This is a genomic window from Candidatus Methylacidiphilales bacterium (genome assembly GCA_025056655.1).
Lineage (GTDB): Bacteria > Verrucomicrobiota > Verrucomicrobiia > Methylacidiphilales > JANWVL01 > JANWVL01.
Map to the genome: position 1 here is coordinate 63,610 of JANWVL010000055.1, position 20,140 is coordinate 83,749.

The window sequence follows — 20,140 nt, forward strand, 5'->3', positions numbered from 1 at the left end:
GTTAAGGTTTAGGACGGAGTAAGTTAGCAAGAGCTCTGCGTGAATCAAGTAGCTCTTTTGTTTTTTGTGATAAGGCCTGGGGTGAGAGGAGTTGGCTTTTGATCTCTTGCTCTAGGATACTGATTCGGTAGTGGAGGATTTGACGTTTGAGTTGAAGAATGAGATCGTGAAAGTAGGAGTCGTGAGCGTTGGGAGTAATGTCGGGGGGGCGCAATGCGAGGCGGGCTAGTGTGTTTTTTTCGGCTTCGTCAGTAAGGAGGTGCATCAGTGATTCAGGAGTATCCCATAGGTCTTGGGAGTGAAGCTCCAGAAGGCGACGTAGGAGATGGCCACCGGTTACAAAGTCGAAAGATTCTTGGGGTATAAGGCGTGCTAGGTGAGGACAGTATTCTGGATAAGCAAGCAAGAATGCAGTTAAGTGCTCCACGACGGGGTGTAGCGTTATTTCGTTAGCTTCAGAAAGATTTGAGGTGTGGGGAGGGGGAGTAGGTGAGGGGGGAAGAGCTTTAAGGCGCTCTAGGAGGATGTATTGGGGAATTTGCAGTCGTGCGGCTAGAGTGAGGGTGTAAGCCTCCCTTTTTACGGGGTGTGTGACATGGCGGAGTAGATTTAATAGAGCATCGGTGGCTTGCGCACGCCCTTGAGGCGTCTCTACGGGAAACGTGGTGAGTATTTTATTGGTGAAGTGATCGATGTAGTGAGGAGCGTTTGAGATGAGTTGTTGAAATGTGTCGGGGGGGTGTTCGGAAAGGAATGAGTCTGGGTCGTGTCCTTGTGGAAGGGTGACGATGCGGACATCGAAGTCTAGAGAGAGTAGAATCTCAAGGCTTCGGAGAGTGGCGCTTTCACCAGCACGATCTGAGTCGAAGCAGAGGACAATTTCTTGGGTGAATCTGCGTAGGAGGCGAGCTTGGTTTTCTGAGAAGGCAGTGCCTTGAGTGGCGACTGAATTGGTAAAGCCGTATTGATGGCAGCGAATGAGGTCCAGGGGGCCTTCGCATAAAAGGGCGAAGCCTGTTTCGAGTATAGAACGTTTGGCTTTGTGCAACCCGAATAGCGTCTGTCCTTTTTGGAATAAAGGGGTGTCGGGTGAATTTAAGTATTTCGGTGCATTATCCTGCTGGGAGATCAGGCGAGCGCTGAAGGCAATCGGTTGTCCGCTTTCATTAAATATTGGGATCGTGAGGCGGTTTCGAAAACGGTCATAGAGCTGCTTGGACTGCTCATTTTCTGCGAAGAGTCCAGATAGGCGGAGGACAGAAATCGGATAACCTTTTTGTTTGGCCCACGTTAGAAGGTGGTCACGTAAGGGGAGAGAAAACCCAAGAGAAAATTCCCTCGCGAGTGACAGGGGAATCCGGCGCAGGGTGAGATAATCCCGAGCAGGTTTTGCTTCAGGAGCATTATGGAGGAGGTGAGACCAATATGCCGCGACGTCCGAGTGAAGGCGTAGGAGAGTGTCGCGAAGTTGTGTTTTTTCTTGTTCTTGTGGCGAAAGGGAGCTTTCCTCGACGGGAATGCCCAGCCGCTGAGCGAGAAGACGGACGGCAGCTGGAAAGTCTACGTTTTCGTAGAGCATGATGAATTTGAAGACGTCACCTCCGTGGCCACTACTAAAACATTTGAAGAGACCTTTTACGGGGTCGACGTAGAATGATGGAGTTTTCTCCTTATTAAATGGGCTTAGCGCACGGTATTCTTTGCCGGCACGCTTGAGTGGAACGTAAGAGCCTATGATCTCGACGATATTAGCCGCGGCCCGGATGCGATCGATTGTTTCCTTTGAAATGCCTGGCATCTGAACAGAAGTTTGATGTTGGTGTGGTCTTTCTAGTGGATATTATCGTTGATAATAAATATGAGCGATGTATTCGAAAATGTTAATTTGGTGAGAAGGGAGATCGAGGCTGCATGTCAACGTTCCGGGCGGGAATTCGATGAGGTGAAAATTATTGCTGTGACGAAGGGACATAACCCCTCCCTCATCGATGAGGCTTGGCGTGCGGGATTAAGATCATTCGGGGAAAGTAAGATTCAGGAGGCAATCAGTAAAATTGAGAAGGTAGGCCGAGGGGAATGGCATTTTATTGGTCATTTGCAAACTAACAAGGTGAAATGGGTGCCTGAATATTTTTCATGGGTGCATTCTCTGGATAGTGAACACCTTGCATTGGAATTGAATCAACGCTGCGAAAGGAAAGGGAGGCAAGTTAAGGTGCTTGTGCAGGTAAATGTTGCAGCAGAGGCAACGAAATATGGAGTGAAAATAGAAGAGGCTGAAGAATTGGTTAAAAAAGTGGCTTCTTTGAGATACCTGGACTTAATGGGCTTGATGACGATAGCTCCGCTTTATAAAGACCCAGAAAAAACGCGACCAGTTTTTAGATGTTTAAGGGAATTAAAAGAGGATATTTCCAAGAAGGTCGGCATGCCACTCACTGAGTTATCTATGGGAATGAGTAATGATTATAAGGTAGCTATAGAAGAAGGCGCGACGATGGTGCGTTTGGGCACGGCTTTGTTCGGAGCTAGGAGTTCAGCTCATCTAGGCAATTCGAGTAAACACGGAGAAAAGGATTAAAATAATTTTAGATAATCCAGTGTAATTAAAAACAACTTGCAAGAGATGAGGCCCTTACTTATTTTAGCCCTTTGTGAATGACGATCTATTGTATGGGCAGACAGTGGCGCAATTTAGGGCGAATCTTGTCCTTCTAGATCGTTTTCAATTGCATGGTATCCTAGGTAGGAGTCCGATTTCTCTGAATTGGCTTGCTACAGAAAAGAGGCCTCAACGTTTTGTTGCGCTGAAATTTATACCTGAACCTATCCGCCGATTTCCGGAACACCTGGAGGATCTGGATAAAGCCTGTCGGCTAGTGCGCCCCCTAAAACATGAGCACATTGCCTCCGTCTATGAATTTATAGTGACTCATGACTGGGCTGCATTTTCTGTGGAAGCTATTGATGGTGAGACATTAGCAGAGATCGTTGTCAAGGAGCCTTATGGGGTATTCGACATTGCAAAACTTTCATCATACATAACTGAAGTATGCTCGGCTCTTCACTACGCTCATAGTCAGAATGTCATACATGACGACATCAAGCCAAGCAATATCATGCGATCTGCGGCTGACGGTCACATCAAAGTTACTGACTTTCACATTAGCCGAGCTGTAAATAATGCTGCTGCTAATGTTGTTCGCAGACTCACTCCTCCGGAGAGTTTGCCCACAAACGACTTCATTTTGAGGCACGGCACTGCAGAGGCTCTTAAATTTATGAGTCCTCAGCGTGCCTATGGAATGGAGCCAACCCCGCAAGATGATATATATTCGCTTGGGGCGACGATTTATTATCTCCTCACAGGCTCATTGCCTTACCGACAGGAGCATATTCTAAATCCGATTGAAGCCACGACTCCGCCTAAGATGTCTTTGAAATTGAGAGAGAATGGTATACGAAACCGTTTCATCCCTCCTTCATGGGATTCAACAATTGCTGCATGTCTCGATAGGCGGAGTCAAAATCGCCCCCAATCCATCCTTGAATTCGCTCACGCTCTCGATCTTGATATTGGTATTCCCTATTCACCGTTCGAACAAAAGAAATCTCAGGAACAAAAGCCCGTAGATGTTGCAGAAATCAAATCAGAAGCTCCTCATACTCATCCCTCCCCTCAAAGATTTCCTTCGCCTTCTTCTTCATCATCGCAACCTTTTTTTACTACGCCACCACCCGGTCCATCAAGCATTCCAAACATTCCAAACATTCCCCCTCCATCCCATGCCGTTCATAGCTCTGAAGCTACTCCTATTTACCCCACCTTTGCCGGCGGATCACATCCAACTGCAAAGGTAACCCCTCATCCAGATTCAGATTCAAATATAAAGCCTTCTCCCGACACTTCTCCTGATTTCCCCAAGCAAGCTACACAACAAGCCCCCACACCATCTCCTCCACCAGCCACGGCTTCATCGGTTACTTCAACTACAACAGCCACCAAACCTACCTCCGCAGAGACATATTCATCCCCCAATTTTAGCCGTGGGCCGCGCACGACATCTACACCCTCCACACCTCAGAATTCTCCACCAATATATCCTACAAAAACGGACCCATTCGCCGCTACCCCGGAGGCCGCCCCTGCATACCAACAATCTTCAACTCAATCGGTTTCTTCCGCTCATGGGGCTGCTCCGTCTTCCCACACCCCCCCTCCTCGACCCGCTTCATACACTTCGCCATCTCACAATACCTCATCCTATCCCGAAACCGATACCGTCCACTCCGCGCCCTATTCAAGCCCTTTCAGAGATGATACGGAGGATCTAAAGACAAGCCCCTCTTCCACCTCTGCTCACACTGAGTATGCTGCCTGGGATTCCGCAGCCTCATCGCAAACCTCAACCGACCCGTTACCTTACGAAGAAATAGACGAAAAAGAATACCTTTCCTCCTCTGCGCAATCCCGCAAACACTCAACCCAACGCTCCGATCCCACGCACCAACGCAGCCGCTTCGCGCAACGCAGCCGCACATACACCCAACAGCCTCCCCCAAATTTCAACCCCCCTCCACCATACGCATATCAACAAAAAACCGAGCCTCCTCCACCACAGCCATCAAAAAAGAAAAGTAACTGGCAAAAAAACCTGATTACCATCTTGATCGCCGTCCTAGCCTTTTATGCCAGTCTATTCGTTATAGGATTCATCCTAATCCAGCTTGACATATTGCCTAAAGCCTACCTCGAGAAATTTACCTTTTTATTTTCAAAAAACAAAGCCGCATCAGAGCTAGCCATCACTCCTCCAAGCAGCGCTCCAGAAACTCCATCCCCTACTCCAGAACCACCCCACACACCACCACCCCAATCCACACAATACACACCCACTGAGCTCCCACAACCTCCTGCGACCGATTTTCCCCACAGCGCGCCGCCAGCACCTCCTTCCTTACCCACGGCAAACGTCACCGACCAACCTGCGTCATCCCTCGAGACGCCTCAGATCCCCACCATACCGTCCCAGTCACAGACCGTTCCATCCCCCACACAGACTCCAGCTCCTGCCCCCGTCTCTTCCGCCTCCCCACCGGCGATTCACACTCCCGCCAAAACAGTCCCCGACGAATATATCCAAATACAAGCAGCCATCGATGCAGCCAGTCCCGGAGAGACCATACGAATTAAACCAGGCACATACACCGAAAATCTAATTCTAAGAGAAGGCATTCGCATCATCGGCGACGGGATGGATGTAGTCACCATACAATGCCCACCCACCTCCCCTGTCCTAGACATCCGCAACATACAAACTGGCCATATCGAAGGCGTAACCCTCACACATACCGAAAGAATAAACCCCGAGAACTCCCCACCATTAGTCCACATCTCTAACTCCAACGTTGAAATCACACGCTGTCGTATCATCAACTCAAGCGGTAGTGGCATCCAGATTTCAAATGGCAGCCGAGCCACCCTTCGACAAAACATCATCGAAAATAACAGCCTCTTTGGCATCTCAGTCATGGACTCCGGAACGGCCCCCATCATCGAACGCAACCAGATCAACAACAACCAACGAGTGGGTCTCGTATTTTCAAGCGGCGCCAGTGGCACTGCCACCGGCAATATTGTCAAAGGAAATCTCTGGGACGGAATTGCCGTCCTCAACCCAACCACCGCACCGACAATTCAACAGAATATCTCCATCGAAAACCAACGCCGTGGTATCTTTTTCGCAAAAGGCGCTGGCGGCATTGCCGACGGAAATACATCCGAAAAAAATAAAATGAACGGAATATCCATCCTCGATGAAGGCACAGCACCAACTATATCCAACAACAGAGTATCAAACAATGAACTGCGCGGCATCCACTTTGGCAAAGGAGCAAAAGGAGTAGCACGAGGAAACATATGCGAAAACAACGGAGATATCGGAATACTTATCGTGGATGAAGGCACTCGCCCCGAACTCCACAACAACACCGCACGCAACAACGAAGGCTGGGGAATCGCAATCGCCCAAGGAGCAGAACCTCCTCCCTCATCAGGAAACATCGCACGAGATAACAAACAAGGGCAGATTAACTTTGAACAAACACGGTGATTCCCTCTAGCTCAACCGGCAAACCAATTTAAACGTGGAGCTATACGACACACTCTCTCGAACAATCCGCACACTCCAACCCCACGATGGCCACACTTTCAAGATGTATTGTTGTGGCCCCACGGTCTATGGCCGCGCCCACATTGGAAATTTCCGAACGTTCATCCTTCAAGATCTCCTACGTCGAGTCTTGACAACAAGCGGAATTCAAGTTCTACACCTACGCAACATCACAGACGTCGATGACAAAACCATCCGACAAGCTATAGAGACAGGTCAACCACTTAAAACCATCACAGACCACTGGACAAAACTCTTCCATGAAGACGCCCTTGCCCTAAACCTACTCCCCCCACACATTGAAGCCAGCGCCGTTGCCCATATTCCTCAGCAAATCGATTTCATCCGTAAACTCCTAGAAAAAAAGCACGCCTACATTACTCCAGATCACTCAGTTTATTTTCGCGTTGCCTCCTTCCCTCAATACGGTCGGCTATCACGCTTAGACCAAAGACAGATTCTTACTCAAACCCTCATCGAGTCCGACGAATATCAACGCGAGAATGCTGCTGATTTCGCTCTATGGAAAGCCAGAAAACCTGAAGACGGGCCATACTACTGGCCAAGCCCATGGGGCGAAGGACGACCAGGATGGCACATTGAGTGCAGTGCCATGGCCTGCTATCATTTAGGAGAGACGATAGACCTCCACGCAGGCGGAGAAGACCTCATATTCCCTCATCATGAAAATGAAATTGCCCAGTCGGAATGCTGCACGGGAAAAACCTTTGCCTTACACTGGTTTCACACCGCTCATCTACTAGTCGAAGGACAAAAAATGAGTAAGAGCCTCGGAAACCTCTATACCTTAGAAGATATAAAAGCAAGAGGATACAGCCCAAATGAGACGCGGTATCTGCTACTTTCAGCACATTACCGACAACCCCTCAACTTCACTTGGGATGCGCTTCATGCTGCCCGATGTGCATTAGAGCGACTTGCAGAGTTTGCCGAGTCGATTCCAGCCCCTGACGATTTAGGTCCCCAAACGTGCTCTGAATTTGGCCGCTTCACTTCTGCCTGGCAAGCCTTGCAAAGTGATCTCAATACACCCTCTGCCTTAGGGCTCATCTTTACAACTCTCAAACAAATCCCCAAACCCATCTCCGCGCCAGATCAACAAGGCTTTGTAGCCTTATGCCGTTGTCTTGGAATTGATCCTTGGTCCCAAAAAAAATCTGACTCTAATGATAAGCTGACTATTCCCGATGAAGTTTGCGCCATAGCAGAAAAACGATGGCAGGCTCGACTCCAGAAAGATTGGGCAACCGCCGACAAGATGCGTCAACAGCTGTTAGACATGGGATGGAAAGTGCAAGACGACAAAGATCGTTACACCCTCATACCGATCACAAAACTGGTAAAATGAATTTTACTATTGTCACAACCCTTTGCATTTGCTAGCTCAACAGCCCGTTTCATTTAATAATCATGGGATCCATCAAAAAACGTCGTAAAGCTAAAATAAACCGCCACAAGCGGCGCAAGCGCAGGCGTGCCAATCGTCACAAGAAGCGTTTGCGCTACAAGGCTTAGCCAATAAGTTATTACTGTGTTGACTATAGCAAGCGGCCTCACTAACGCAACGCGCCCTAGCTTTGCATACAAAAAAGCCATCTGGCGTGTGAGGGTGGTGGGGCTGTTCTGTCTATGTTGCGCATTGCAACACTGGCCAACGACTGTAGTGAAAGCCAAGCCAAGCCGCGAGGTCGTAGCCATCGTTCCTGCTCAAGAAATTCTAAACCAAGCTCGAGCGGAAGCTTTAGCCTTATTGATACAAGGGTCTATTAAGCAGTTTCAAGGTGGGTTTCACCTAGCAGTAAAGGATTATTGCCACGTGGTTGAAAAGCGAGACGACGTCCCCTTGTTAGCCATTGATCTAATACACTACTACGCAACCCTAGGGCAACTTTTGCAAGCGAACCAGCTTGTCGCTGCACTCGCACACCACTCCACCTACCGTTTGATAGGCCGTGCATTGATAGCACACCATGAAAAAAAACCAGAGGAAACTTTGCAACTGCTAAACCCGATTCAAAAGGCTCCCCTTCACCTAGTCCAGCGACTGATCCTCCTTTCAAAAATCCGATTGCTCGATGAGGAAGGAGCTGCACGACTCCTCTCTGCAGCTGTTGAGAGGCACTCGGTAGATTGGTGCGTCCAAGCGACACAACTCATCATTCCACCACTGATAGAGGAGACGATACGACCATCTGCACCACTAGTAGAAGCTATACGTCAACTATTTCGAAAAGCTTGTTTGAGTCAACATCCTACTGTGATCCAATCTGCCGCAGAGTTCGAGTTAAGCGTCGAGAATCCTCAAGGCGCCATTGATATGCTGCGCGAAGCAATAGGGGCGACTCAGCGCCCTGACGTCTCTCTGCTCATTAAGCTCGCAGAGCTTGAATATGAGCATGTCTCTCCACAAGCCGCCTTAACACATTACCTACACGCCTTGAGACGGTCCCCCGATACTCCCCGACTGCATGAAGCTCTCGCGAAGCTCTACATGCAACTGCAGCAGCCAGAGCTCGCTCTTAAACATTGGAAAGCTTTAAGTGAAGCTCGACCGACTTTGATCGAGCCTCTTATCGAGATAGCGACTTTATTGGAAAATCAAAAGGATTACAAAGAGGCGTTGAATTATTGGCAGCAAGCCGCGCTTTTGAATCCACATAATCCACGTTTGCAAATGGCGGTTGTTTTAACACGACTCAACCTTAACGATTATACGAGGGCATTGACTGATGCGCAGGAGCTAACTCGCCGTTTCCCCACTCTAGCTCGAGCTCATTACCTTGAAGCAGTCGTTCTAAAACAGCAAAAGAACTATCCAGCAGCCGAATTGTCTTTTACACAGGCAGAGATTCTGGCCTCTGGATCTGATCCAGAGATGCTCGATCCGCAGTTTTATATTTTGCGTGCTAGCACACTTGAAGCTATGTCCAAAAAAGAAGAAGCGCTGCAGACGCTTCTTAGGGCACATAACAAATTCCCAGATCATCATGTTATCATGAATAATCTTGCCTATACATGGGCGGAGCTCGATCGGGAGTTGGATAAAGCTTTAGCATTGAGCTTGAAAACTGTAGAAGCAGATCCCGATAACGCCTCATATCTAGACACGCTTGGGTGGATATACTACCGCCTGGGGCGTTACGATGAAGCCGTGAAGTGGCTTAAAAAAGCAAAAGAGAAAGATCCTCAAAATGCCATCATTCTGGATCATCTTGCTGAGGCTTATGCACGAATCAACGAGCTCCCGTTAGCCATTCAACTATGGACTGAGGCAATGCCTCTTCATCAAAATCCGTCAGTCATCGATCAGAAAATCAAGCAAGCCCAAAAGGCCTCCCCTAAGCCCACCTACGTGACAACAAAGGCTGAAGTCACACAACTATCCCGTCCTTCTGTGGATGTGCTTAAGGAAAATTCTCCAGAATGAAATTTCCTTTAAGCAATTAGCTCTGTTTTGGGATCATCCCGGTTTGGCGAGCATATTCAAATATCCCTCCTGCATCTATAACGGCTCGAACGTCTCCTAAAGGCTTTAATTCATACGTCTTGCCACAGTGGGTGAGGGTGTCTGAATCAAAATTCACCTCTACCTCATCCCCGGTCTGGATGATGGAAGAGAGATCTTGAGTGGATTCATATGGGTAAAGTTCTCCTGTGGCTATGCAGTTTCGGAAGAAGATACGGGCGTAAGATGCTGCTACAATTACTTCACAGCCGGCTGCTCCAAGTGCAATTGGAGCATGTTCTCGCGAAGAGCCACAGCCAAGATTACGGCCGGCAATAAGTATTTTGTAAGGAGTTTTAGTTTGCCCTGGTGGGATAAAAGGGATGGGGTAAAGTGTTTCAGGTAATCCGCTGAGGGCATAGGAGCCTAGTTTTTCGTATTCTTCCGGCACCGTGGGGACAAGCATTAAATATTGAGCGGGGATGATTTGGTCGGTATCGATATTATCCCGAACGACAAAAGCTTTTCCTTTTACAACTTTACTCATATTTGAAGCCTAATGGTAAATTAGGCGATGACAAGTGTAGGTTAAGCCACAGGAAAGGCACCTGGGATTTTTCTCGAAGTAGTGCGCAAAGAGGGAGAGTTTTAGGGCCGTAGCCGATTATAAGACACAATTGAGGGAGGTTCCGAAATTAAACTTAGAGATGGAGCTTCGGCTTCTGGATTGGAGAGTTTTGAATAATGATGTTGGGAGTATAGAGGGGTCTCATTCGAGATGAAATGCGTTGTGTAGTTATAGGAATCAGTCCAGTCATCCGATAAAATCATAAGTAAGAGGACTTGTGAGGACCTTCTCTGATCAAGGGGTAATACTTCTGTCCGGGATGGAAGAGGCTCTTCATCTCCATATGGCATAGTTGAGAAGTGGGGTTGGCGCAGGGGATATCTTTTGTGTGCAGACTTTCTGTGGTTAGATGTTTTTTGCTTTATACTTGGATTTTCAAACTGTGTATTGTCTGATCTGATTGTAGGGAAGAAAAATTCCTCAGGCAGACTATCCCGCAGTGCCTCAATTTGACTTTGTGTATCTGATTCTTTTGTGGGAAGTTGACGATAACGGTTGAATGGGACTCGATCGGCTTTGCGTTGATAAAATTCGCCATATCGCACGATTTGAGCCTCTTGCTTATAAGGGATCGAAGGGGAAGGGCTTATCAAATAAGTCTCTGAGGCGTATCCTGCTAAAGATGAGCAGATGATGGTGAAAAAAATAGCCCAGACTTTTAGATAGCCTGGTGCTGAATGAGCAAGCAATTCTAGGATTAGATATTTAGCCTTTGAATAAAGTTTGTATAAAATATTCATTATTGGTCTGTAATTTATATGCAAAATTTGTCTTAAATTTAATATTTGTCAATCATAAAATTGATTTTTTTATTTCAATTAAAGAGCTTTTTCAATTTATTCATGAATTATTTTTTAATTACTTCAATTAAACCAAGCAATGGAGATGTAGGGCGACGCTTAAAAAGTAATCTTTTTTTAATCGGAGTGTAATAAGGTCAGGTAACCGCGGCGCGCTTGGGCATGTTGTTGTGTTGATTTTATTGTGTGGTTTATGTAAAGAGATAGCCATCAAGCTTTATTTGAAAAATTATGTCAATTAAGGATTATTGGCAGTCGAGGCAAAAATTAGTGGATGAGGCGCTGGATCGATATTTGCCTAAGGAGAATGAGAAGCCGGAGACGTTACATCGGGCGATGCGTTACAGTTTGTTTGCTGGGGGGAAACGGCTTAGGCCTGTGTTGACTCTGGCGGCGTGTGAGGCTGTGGGAGGAGATTATCGTAGAGCGATGCCTCTTGCTTGCGCAGTGGAGTGTATTCATACTTATTCTTTGATCCATGATGATTTGCCTTGTATGGATGATGACGATTTTCGCCGTGGGAAACCCACTAACCACAGAGTTTTCGGGGAAGGCGTGGCTGTGCTGGCTGGTGATGCGCTGCAGGCTTTGGCGTTTTACTTAATTAGTCAATCCAAAGCAGGACGACGTTATGAACATCGAGCATATTTAGCTGAATTGGCATGGGCTGCGGGGAGTCATGCTCTGGTCGGTGGGCAGGTGGCAGACATGGAGGGAGAGAGGAAAAAGCTAAGTCTTGAGGAGCTGGAATTCATCCACCGGGGGAAAACGGCAGCCTTGATCTGTAGTAGCCTGAGACTAGGGGCGATGGCGGGTGACGCTGGGGAGGCTGAGTTAAGAGCAATCACTCGTTTCGGTCAAGCTGTGGGCTTAGCCTTTCAAGTAGTGGATGATATTCTGGACGTCACTCAGACGTCTGAAAAACTCGGGAAGAGTGCTGGGAAAGATATTGCCGCTGAAAAATCGACTTATCCCGCCTTGCTCGGCTTAGAGGAGGCCAAGAAAGTTGCCGAACGCCTTACAAAAAAAGCCATCGATGCACTTAAGGTGCTTGGTCAGAAGGGTGAGAGGTTGAAAGAACTTGCAAATTTAATGTTGAAAAGGGAGAACTGAATTGAGGGATTTATCGATGGATGTTATTAAAATTTTCCCATCAACGAGGAAATAATTTTACCGTTTAGGTTGGATAACTTGTAAAATCCTTTAAGAGAGGAGGGTAGATCGAAGAAAAAAAGCGATTTTGGGTTTTTGGCATGTTAAATGCTGCATTTTAGGGGAGGATGAGAGCAACTGAACTTCGCTCTGTAATCGATAGTCGTTAAGGTATGGTTTTGATAGTTCAGAAATTGGCTGGTGCGATTGTCCTCTTGGAATCATTTCGAGGGTGCTCGAAATTGGTATGGAGAAAAAATTGGTTTTGGGGTGGTTTTAGTCCTTCTCAAATTGGCTTTCTTGGACGCTCTGGAAATCTCCTCTGCTAGGCTCGCCCGCTGTCTGGTTCACCGGTAGTGGATCAGATGGCGGGCGTCAGTAAAATTGGTTGTGATTGGGGCAAGGTATGGGGTATATCGGCGGTTATGGATCAAATAGGAGTTCATCTTCGACATGGAATCGATATGGTGGATATATCGCGTTTTAAAGCTTTGCTGTCGCGACATGGAGAAAAAGCCGTGAATCGTCTTTTTACCGATGGGGAGCGAGATTATTGTAAGCGTTTTTCTGGTCAGATGGCACAGCATTTTGCGGTGCGATTTGCAGCTAAAGAAGCCGTGTTGAAGGCTCTGGGCACGGGTTTGGGATTAGGTATGCGGTGGAGGGATGTTGAAATTCAGAGAGGAGAATCCGGTGAGCCAAGCGTGGTGCTTCATGGGCGGGTTAGAGAGGTGTTTGAGGGTTTGGGTTTATCTCGGGTGGTTGTATCGCTGACGCACACTGAGCATTCGGCTGTGGCTTCCGTGTTGTTGATGGGTTGATCTGGGAGGCTTTTATGGAGTGAGTAGGAGATGAGGAGGGAGATAGTATAATGCGCCTGGGCGTAAGGGTGGGAGGAGTGGTTGGGCTTGGGGAAGGCGCAAGGATAGGCCTTGTGAGATGACTTGGGACAAAGAGCGCAGTAAGCGACGAAGGTCGTAAGGAGCGGTGTATCGGATGACGCGGGGTTCTTTAATTTGCGCGAGATTTTCGGCAGCGGTGATGGCATCTTCGAAATAGCCGATGGCATCTATTAGTTTGTTTTCTACTGCTTGTTTACCGCTGTAGATTCGGCCATCGGCGAGTGTGCGTGCATTTTGGGGATCGAGTTTTCGCTCTGAGGTGACAACGGAGAGGAATTTTTCGTAGGTTTCATTGATCATGGCTTGCAGAAAGGCTTCTTCTTCGGGTTGGGGATCTCGGAAGGGATTTAATAGGTCTTTCATTTTCCCTGATTTAATGGTAAGGGCGCGGATACCGATTTTATCGAAGAGTTCCCTTATTGTGAGAGATTGTAGGATGACTCCGATGGAGCCTGTAACGGATAATTCATGAGCGATAATTTGAGTTGCGCCTACGGCAGCGTAGTAAGCGCCAGAGGCAGCGATAGAATCGAGGTAGGCGACGACAGGCTTTGCATCACGTGTTTGTTTGATGTGATGATAAAGTGTATCGGACGCTGTGACTTCGCCGCCGGGGGAGTTGATGCGAAGGATGATGGCTTTGACGTTTTTATCTTCTCGTGCTTGTCGTAGCTGTGCGATGTAGTCGTCTAGGGCGGTGGGCTCGACGGCACCTTCTAAGTCAGAGGTGATGATTCCAGTGAGGTCTATGACTGCGATGGTGTTGTGAATGTTGTTGCTTTTTCCGGTGATGAATTCTTCTTCAAATAATGCGGTTTTAGTTGACGAATAGTCTGAGTTTTTGCCTGCTAGAAGAGCGAAGAGGATGATGTTTAGGATTACGGAGGCAATGAGGATCAGGATTAGGAAGACAACCCCGCAGCCGGAGAGGAATTTATTCATAGGGCAAATTAACTACTAGGGATAAAAAAAGTAACGTCAATGTCTCCGGTAGAGTGCAGAGGTGTGTGGGGGAGCAACTAATCGCAGAGTTCGACTTTCCAGCTATCTACGTTTAGAAAGCGATGCCAGGAGTCGTGAGTGGAACGCATGTGTTGGATGTGAACAAAGGGTCGCCATCTTGGGGCGGTGGGTTTTTTGAGGAGCCGCATGTGCGCCTGGGATGGGGTGCGGTTGCCTTTGAGGGAATTGCAGCGGATACAGGAGCAGACGATGTTGTCCCAGGTGGTTTTTCCGCCTTGGTCACGGGGTATGACGTGATCGAGGTTGAGTTCGTTGGGATGGAACTTTTGCCCACAATATTGGCATGTGTAATTGTCGCGCTCAAATAAGTTTTGGCGGGTAAACTTGATTTCTTTTCGTGGTAGTCGGTCGTATATGAGGAGGAGGATTATTTTAGGGATACGCAATCTGAAGTGAATGGTGTGGACGACGTCATGCCCGTCGTAATTACGGGAGATTTCCTTCCATTGGTGAAAGTTGTGTAATGCGAAGTCATCTTCCTTATGATGGGGGTGAACGACGTGGGCGTGGTCGAGATAGAGGAGCGAAAAGGCTCTGCGAGCGGAGCAGATATTGACAGCTTGCCAGAGGCGATTGAGGACAAGGACTTGGGAGTTGAGTGCCATAGAGTGTCCTTGGCTACTGTTAATTAGCACTTGGCTGCGATGGGGTCAAGGGGGGCAAGGAGAGCTCAAGGGCGCGGTTGGGGATCGATCGTCAGGGCGCATGGGAAGGGCAAAGCGTGATAATGAGAGAAGTTGGCTCGATGGGTAGACTAAGGGATGCAGTGGAGGGGCTTTTGTCTGGGCATTGTTGAGGGGACAACCTAGGGCGAGTTGTTGGGTAAATTTGAGATGGAAATCGGGCTCGAGCCATGACGAGAGTAACTGCGATTGGTCTTCATCTGATGTTGAGGAGTTGGGAAGGGCGAGATGATACAGGCGTGTGATAGTGCCCGATGATGGAAAGGTGATGAGCCAATTATCTTTTGAAAGAGAAAGGATCAGGTGGTGCGATTCGTCGATGATGAGGTCTGTGTTTTGTGTTGCGTCTGAGGTTGGTGCTGTGGATTTGGGCCACCACTGGGGCGGGGTAGGAGCTTTTCGCTGAGGGCGATTTTGGATTTTTGCCCAAATTGCAGGGTGTAGAGAATGATTAGCGGGAAGCGCGATTGAGAAAGGGGGTGGAGGTGGGGCAGGTGTTTGTGGGGAATTAGGGCTGGGTGAGGGGGAAATCTCGTTAGAGTCAGGATGGTGTGGGGGGGGGCTTGTTGAGCCGTTGGCTTGTTTTTTTAGGTTAGGATTATCTCCGTTGAGGTATGTGATCAACTCTGGCCAATCTTTAATCGGGCGTAATGGAGATTGGCTTCTTTGTGCAAGGAGAACGTGGGTGAAGGCGTATGGGATGGTGTATTCGTTTTTAGGATCGAAGTAGTGTCCTGTGAAGAGGGGAGGGATTTTTTCTATTGTGGCACGATTTGCGATTGGGATGGGGCGGAGAAGTTGCGAGGATATGGCGTAGGCAAGGATTGTATCCGGAAGGATTGTCAGTGCAGGACGGATAGAGATGAGTTTGTGTAGAGCTTCGTGGTCGGTGGTGTAAGTAAGTATTTCACAATTAGGTTTGGTGCATCTGTCGCTGAGTAGCTCTGGTTTGTAAAAGGAGTGAGGTATAAGGATGTATGTCGTTGAAGATGAGGTAGTGGAATCGGTAAAAGGTGAAAAAGAGCTAGAAGTGCTTTGATGTGCCCTTTGAGGATATATATCATATTCGTCAGCTATGATATCGTAAGGGGATGAGGGGGATGGAGGGATTATGGACGGACGAGGGGTGAAAAAGGAGATTGCCTGTTGGCTACTGTTTTGAGATGAGGAAGCCGAACTTTCTGCTGGTGATGAGCATGCTGATGATTTTGAGTGATTGTGGGAAGAGGTATAAAGGGGTCGTTGAGTCGCGTGTGGAAGAGACGAAGACGAGGACGACTGTTGATGGGTCGATCTAGGTGGAGTTGATTGAGAGAAAGAAGCTGTATGATGAGCTAGCGATGATGATAAATAGGAGGATTCTGAGGATGTGTGTGCTGAGGATAGAGAAGCTTGTCGTTGAGCTAACTCTCTGTAAGCGTTTTCGGCCGACTTTAAAATAAAGCCAACTGAGCTGCTAGAGAAGCCTTGGCTGCTAGCATATGAGGAATACCTTAAGGATGAGTGGCTTGATGCGCTGTATTGCGAAGAGGATTGGGAGTAAGAGGCTGACTGATCGGGAAGGGGTGCTTGCCCTGCATTGTGTATCGAATCTAGGAAAGACACGTTGGAGGGAGTAGTGAATAAGAGCTCAGAATTGTTGTCTTCTTTAGGTTTGCCGCTCCAGTGATTATCGGTTATAGGCGAATGTTCTGGAGGGCGTTCTAGAGCGAGACTTTTTATTTTGAAAATGTCGGGGGGTAAGACTGGTGTGGGTAGGGGATGTGGGTCGCTAATCGACTCATCCAAGGGATCTACTTCCGATGTGAGTTCATTTTGATTTGGCTCTGGTGACTTATTTTCGTTCGACGGTTCAGAAGTCTGAGGAGAAGGCTCATTAAAAAGAGGGGGCGTATTTTGAATCCAATCGGGAGGGGGTTGGCATCCCTGAAATGCGCTAAATAGCGCTATAGAGGTTAGCGCCAGCCGAGAAATAAAAGTAAGTGTTGTTAGCCGGCTTTCTTTTCGGTAGTAAAATCGCATTTGGAATCTTGTGGTTGAAGAGCAAGCTTACACACTTGCACTGTCTTAGACGCCTCTGTTATTCCAAGACGAAATGGTTTTTTTTAATTTTTCAAGTTTGGGCTTTATTATGCTTTGGCAGTACGGTTTTTGAGGATTGCGGCGATAATAGTCCTGATGATAGGCTTCAGCTGGATAAAATTTTTTAAGCGGAACTATCTCGGTGACGATAGGAGAGTCGAATTTAGACTGTGCTTCTTTAAGGGATTGTGTAGCGGCTTGGAGTTGTTCGGAATTTTGGTAGAGGATGATTGACCGATATTGAGTTCCAACGTCGTGTCCTTGTCGGTTAGGAGTGGTAGGATCATGGGCTTCCCAAAAAACTTCGAGGAGTGTTTTTAGGGAGATTTTGTTAGGATTGTAACGAATTTCGATAACTTCAGCGTGTCCTGTTTCTCCTGTGCAGACTTGTTCATATGTGGGGTTGTCTAAATGCCCACCAGCGTAGCCGCTGGTGACTTCTGTTACACCAGGTAGAAGCTCATAAACGGCCTCAAGGCACCAAAAACATCCGCCTCCCAAGACTAAGGTGGATTCAGCTGACATAGAAAAGCGAAGAGATAAGAGGAATGTTATAGCTAAGGTTACAAAAAAATTTGCACGCTGAATATTCAATTCTCTCAACTGAGAAACATGCTAGAGTAACTGTAGGTGAAGGCAACCTGAGATGTTGAGGGAGTTACTTAAGAAAGTTTTTTAGCTCATAAACGAACGCTGTGAGGACAGGAAGTAAAAGAAATTGGTTTGAGCATTTTGACGAAGCTTTATGCAAACTGCCCCTGCGTTTTATATATGGACTTTCGGGTGGTGTGGACTCGGTTGCATTATTGCACAAGCTGGTCGGAGCAGGTTATAAGCCTGTGGTTTGCCATTTTAATCATCGTTGGAGGTCTCAAGCCGACTCGGATGCGAAATTTTGCAACGAACTTGCAAAAAAATATCAACTGGATTTCTTTATTGGTTGCGCTTCGGACGCTGAGTTAGAGACTAAGGAGGAGGTCGCACGCCGTGCGAGATTGTCTTTTTTTGAACGAGTCTCACGTGCTATCGGCATATACGATGTCGTATTAGCTCATCACGCGGATGATGTAGTCGAGACGTATTTATTACAACTATTTCGAGGCGGAAATTCTGCTGCATTTGGGATTAAGTCTCCGGCAAGGTGGGGTGATTTAACGATATGGCGTCCATGGCTTTCGGTCTGGCGGTCGGAAATCAAGGCCTATGCTGAAAAAGAGCAACTGAAGTGGGTGGAAGACTGCACGAATAAGAACACTCAGTTTCATAGAAACTGGATACGACATGAGCTTTTGCCGTTGCTTGAAAAACAATTCCATAATCGGATACGCGAAGCCATCTGGCGACGAGCCATGGTCTCTGCAGCCAGAGCAGAATGGATTAGTGATTTGGTTCATGATGAAAGTGCTACGGATAAGCTCTCTGTGCATGCGCTTCGGGCATGGCCAGTGGGAAAACAAAGAGAGGTAATCTACTATTGGTTGCGTCATAAGAAGGTTAGCGACATTGACTACGACGACGTTGAAAATATAAGGTTACTAGCCGTTCAGGAAAAACCTGCCCGTATCAATCTCAGTCAATGTCAGCAGGCCTATCGGAAGAATGGTTGGATACAGATTAGGAGCTTGCCCGGAACCTCTAAAGTAGGCAGTCTATCGCGGATTGATTCCCAGGATGTTAAGGGATAACTTACATACGGTGATTCGAGCAAAAGCGTCAGGGATTGTCTCAGTCTGGGCAGTCATAGCGATACTTGTGACGGGAAAGCTTAATTTATTAGCATGGGAAATACGGCAAGTCCGCTCAATTGACACAGGGGTGATAGGCTTGGAGCATGTGTTTGTTTTGTGCGTAAACCAGGATGCAGAGGTTCAGCTTCGTGCTGCAGTTTTTGATGAGCGGAGATTTACTATTAAAGTCGTCGATAATCCTCCAGGAAGGGGTATGAATCTGGTATCTGCAGCCATGCAAGTGGAGGCAGTAGCAGGTGTGAACGGGGGTTTCTTTAGCAAGGAGAATGAACCGCTTGGTTGGTACGTCGTCGATGGCCGGGTGATTCAGAGGGGTAGGGCTAATCGTTTATTAACAGGGATGGTAGGATTGCGTGGACAAAGTTTATTCATCGAGAGATTTCATCGGTTTCGCTATGGACGAGATGTGCGAGCGTTGATTCAAACGGGGCCATTCCTTGTCGAGAACGGGCAATCGGTGATTGGTTTAAACACAGAACATAGAGCGAGACGCACGGCGGTGGCCAGCGATGGAAATGGATTATGGGCATTGATTTCTGTTGATAACGTCACGCTTTATGAAGCCGCTGAATTATTAACTCAAAAAATTTTTGGTGATGATTTTCGTGTGGACGTGGCAATCAATCTTGATGGCGGCTCATCAGCGGGGTTTTGGATACGAGGAGCCAATCAGCCTTTTTATTGGCCAGAGTGGGCAAGAGTAAGGAATTTTTTAGTGGTTATTTCGCGTTAATCCTTCTGTTGTCTCGGCGAGAACAGGTGTGCACGATGGCTCCGTCACACATAGTGAAAGTTACGTCACATTCTTCGGCTACAGTTGGATTGTGAGTAACGACTAGGGAGGTAAGGGCGCGTTCACGAGTAAGTTTTAGTAATAGATCGAAGACTCGTTCTGAGTTCGAGGAATCAAGATTCCCAGTAGGCTCGTCGGCTAACAGGATGGATGGTGAGTTAGCTAGAGCACGTGCTATGGCGACACGTTGCTGTTCACCGCCGGAGAGTTGATGGGCGCGGCGATGGGCTTTATGGGCGAGCCCAACAGCATCTAAGAGTTCTAGTGCGCGTTTTTCTAAATCTGGACGTGGCCCACTTTCTTCTAATCTCAACATTGGAAGCATGACGTTTTCCAAAGCAGAAAATTCCCTAAGCAAGTAATGAAACTGATAGACGAAGCCGATATGTCTATTTCTTAATGCTGTGCGCCGATCATCGTCGTCAGGGGTGATCACCTGGTCTAAGATTATGATTTTGCCAGAGTCTGCTTTATCTAAGAGTCCGAGGAGATAAAGTAAGGTGCTTTTACCGCTTCCCGACGCTCCGACGATAGAATACATTGTGCCGGGAAAAAGTTCTAATGAGATTGAACGAAGGACATGAACTCGCTGATCGCCTTCACCTAGGTAGCGATTTAAGTTTTCACAGGCTAAAGAGGGGGACATATTTTCCAAATTTGTGCTTCTAGTTGCCATAATAGGACATGGTA

16 protein-coding genes are annotated in these 20,140 nt (G+C 47.5%); 8 read left to right on the top strand and 8 right to left on the bottom strand.

Features of this window, described 5'->3' with window-relative positions:
* Position 1 precedes the first annotated feature (1 nt).
* Positions 2 to 1,798: a DNA primase gene (gene dnaG, locus NZM04_02960; protein ID MCS7063001.1), complete on the bottom strand. Its 1,797-nt coding sequence runs from the start codon at positions 1,796 to 1,798 to the stop codon at positions 2 to 4.
* Between the two features lie 60 nt (positions 1,799 to 1,858).
* Here dnaG and NZM04_02965 point away from each other — a divergent pair, with 60 nt between their 5' ends.
* The 4 genes from NZM04_02965 (at position 1,859) to NZM04_02980 (ending at position 9,621) form a co-directional block, all read left to right on the top strand.
* Positions 1,859 to 2,581, top strand: coding sequence for a YggS family pyridoxal phosphate-dependent enzyme (locus NZM04_02965; GenBank protein ID MCS7063002.1), 723 nt, complete (start codon positions 1,859 to 1,861; stop codon positions 2,579 to 2,581).
* A 73-nt stretch (positions 2,582 to 2,654) separates the two neighbouring features.
* A complete protein-coding gene (locus NZM04_02970) occupies positions 2,655 to 6,113 on the top strand; it encodes a right-handed parallel beta-helix repeat-containing protein (protein MCS7063003.1) in 3,459 nt (1,152 codons plus the stop codon).
* Positions 6,114 to 6,147: 34 nt separating this feature from the next.
* Positions 6,148 to 7,542, top strand: coding sequence for a cysteine--tRNA ligase (gene cysS / locus NZM04_02975; protein MCS7063004.1), 1,395 nt, complete (start codon positions 6,148 to 6,150; stop codon positions 7,540 to 7,542).
* A 183-nt stretch (positions 7,543 to 7,725) separates the two neighbouring features.
* Entirely contained in the window at positions 7,726 to 9,621 is a 1,896-nt protein-coding gene (locus NZM04_02980; protein MCS7063005.1) for a tetratricopeptide repeat protein, read from the top strand.
* Positions 9,622 to 9,637: 16 nt separating this feature from the next.
* Here NZM04_02980 and NZM04_02985 read toward each other — a convergent pair whose 3' ends face one another.
* Positions 9,638 to 10,186 carry a 3-isopropylmalate dehydratase gene (locus tag NZM04_02985; protein ID MCS7063006.1) on the bottom strand — a complete coding sequence of 183 codons (549 nt, stop codon included), beginning with the start codon at positions 10,184 to 10,186 and terminating at the stop codon, positions 9,638 to 9,640.
* 101 nt (positions 10,187 to 10,287) lie between these two features.
* Complete coding sequence (locus NZM04_02990) at positions 10,288 to 11,007, bottom strand: hypothetical protein (protein MCS7063007.1); 720 nt, start codon at positions 11,005 to 11,007, stop codon at positions 10,288 to 10,290.
* Positions 11,008 to 11,298: 291 nt separating this feature from the next.
* Between NZM04_02990 and NZM04_02995 the strand changes: the two genes are divergently transcribed.
* Together NZM04_02995 and acpS are read left to right on the top strand one after the other, a co-directional pair.
* Positions 11,299 to 12,180 carry a polyprenyl synthetase family protein gene (locus tag NZM04_02995; protein ID MCS7063008.1) on the top strand — a complete coding sequence of 294 codons (882 nt, stop codon included), beginning with the start codon at positions 11,299 to 11,301 and terminating at the stop codon, positions 12,178 to 12,180.
* Positions 12,181 to 12,683: 503 nt separating this feature from the next.
* On the top strand, positions 12,684 to 13,040 hold the full coding sequence (acpS, locus tag NZM04_03000; protein ID MCS7063009.1) for a holo-ACP synthase: 357 nt from the start codon (positions 12,684 to 12,686) through the stop codon (positions 13,038 to 13,040).
* 12 nt (positions 13,041 to 13,052) lie between these two features.
* On the opposite strand, the gene sppA is transcribed toward acpS, so the two are convergent.
* The 4 genes from sppA to msrA form a co-directional block, all read right to left on the bottom strand.
* Complete coding sequence (sppA, locus tag NZM04_03005; GenBank protein MCS7063010.1) at positions 13,053 to 14,063, bottom strand: signal peptide peptidase SppA; 1,011 nt, start codon at positions 14,061 to 14,063, stop codon at positions 13,053 to 13,055.
* Positions 14,064 to 14,140: 77 nt separating this feature from the next.
* Positions 14,141 to 14,749, bottom strand: a complete 609-nt coding sequence (locus tag NZM04_03010) for an HNH endonuclease (GenBank protein MCS7063011.1) — start codon at positions 14,747 to 14,749, stop codon at positions 14,141 to 14,143.
* Between the two features lie 45 nt (positions 14,750 to 14,794).
* Positions 14,795 to 16,849 (bottom strand): hypothetical protein, encoded by a 2,055-nt coding sequence (locus NZM04_03015; protein ID MCS7063012.1) that lies wholly within the window; start codon positions 16,847 to 16,849, stop codon positions 14,795 to 14,797.
* Positions 16,850 to 16,894: 45 nt separating this feature from the next.
* A complete protein-coding gene (gene msrA / locus NZM04_03020; protein ID MCS7063013.1) occupies positions 16,895 to 17,434 on the bottom strand; it encodes a peptide-methionine (S)-S-oxide reductase MsrA in 540 nt (179 codons plus the stop codon).
* Positions 17,435 to 17,604: 170 nt separating this feature from the next.
* Between msrA and tilS the strand changes: the two genes are divergently transcribed.
* Positions 17,605 to 18,594 carry a tRNA lysidine(34) synthetase TilS gene (gene tilS / locus NZM04_03025; GenBank protein ID MCS7063014.1) on the top strand — a complete coding sequence of 330 codons (990 nt, stop codon included), beginning with the start codon at positions 17,605 to 17,607 and terminating at the stop codon, positions 18,592 to 18,594.
* Between the two features lie 10 nt (positions 18,595 to 18,604).
* On the top strand, positions 18,605 to 19,390 hold the full coding sequence (locus NZM04_03030; GenBank protein MCS7063015.1) for a phosphodiester glycosidase family protein: 786 nt from the start codon (positions 18,605 to 18,607) through the stop codon (positions 19,388 to 19,390).
* Here the strand turns inward: NZM04_03030 and NZM04_03035 are convergent.
* Positions 19,377 to 20,096: an ABC transporter ATP-binding protein gene (locus tag NZM04_03035; GenBank protein ID MCS7063016.1), complete on the bottom strand. Its 720-nt coding sequence runs from the start codon at positions 20,094 to 20,096 to the stop codon at positions 19,377 to 19,379. The genes NZM04_03030 and NZM04_03035 overlap by 14 nt on opposite strands.
* Positions 20,097 to 20,140 lie beyond the last annotated feature (44 nt).

Bases quoted from the DNA above. Each gene is read 5' to 3' on its own strand.
- dnaG (MCS7063001.1), bottom strand. From the start codon at position 1,798: ATGCCAGGCATTTCAAAGGAAACAATCGATCGCATCCGGGCCGCGGCT.
- NZM04_02965 (MCS7063002.1), top strand. From the start codon at position 1,859: ATGAGCGATGTATTCGAAAATGTTAATTTGGTGAGAAGGGAGATCGAG.
- NZM04_02985 (MCS7063006.1), bottom strand. From the start codon at position 10,186: ATGAGTAAAGTTGTAAAAGGAAAAGCTTTTGTCGTTCGGGATAATATC.
- NZM04_02990 (MCS7063007.1), bottom strand. From the start codon at position 11,007: ATGAATATTTTATACAAACTTTATTCAAAGGCTAAATATCTAATCCTA.
- NZM04_02995 (MCS7063008.1), top strand. From the start codon at position 11,299: ATGTCAATTAAGGATTATTGGCAGTCGAGGCAAAAATTAGTGGATGAG.
- acpS (MCS7063009.1), top strand. From the start codon at position 12,684: ATGGTGGATATATCGCGTTTTAAAGCTTTGCTGTCGCGACATGGAGAA.
- sppA (MCS7063010.1), bottom strand. From the start codon at position 14,063: ATGAATAAATTCCTCTCCGGCTGCGGGGTTGTCTTCCTAATCCTGATC.
- NZM04_03010 (MCS7063011.1), bottom strand. From the start codon at position 14,749: ATGGCACTCAACTCCCAAGTCCTTGTCCTCAATCGCCTCTGGCAAGCT.
- NZM04_03015 (MCS7063012.1), bottom strand. From the start codon at position 16,849: ATGCGATTTTACTACCGAAAAGAAAGCCGGCTAACAACACTTACTTTT.
- msrA (MCS7063013.1), bottom strand. From the start codon at position 17,434: ATGTCAGCTGAATCCACCTTAGTCTTGGGAGGCGGATGTTTTTGGTGC.
- NZM04_03035 (MCS7063016.1), bottom strand. From the start codon at position 20,096: ATGTCCCCCTCTTTAGCCTGTGAAAACTTAAATCGCTACCTAGGTGAA.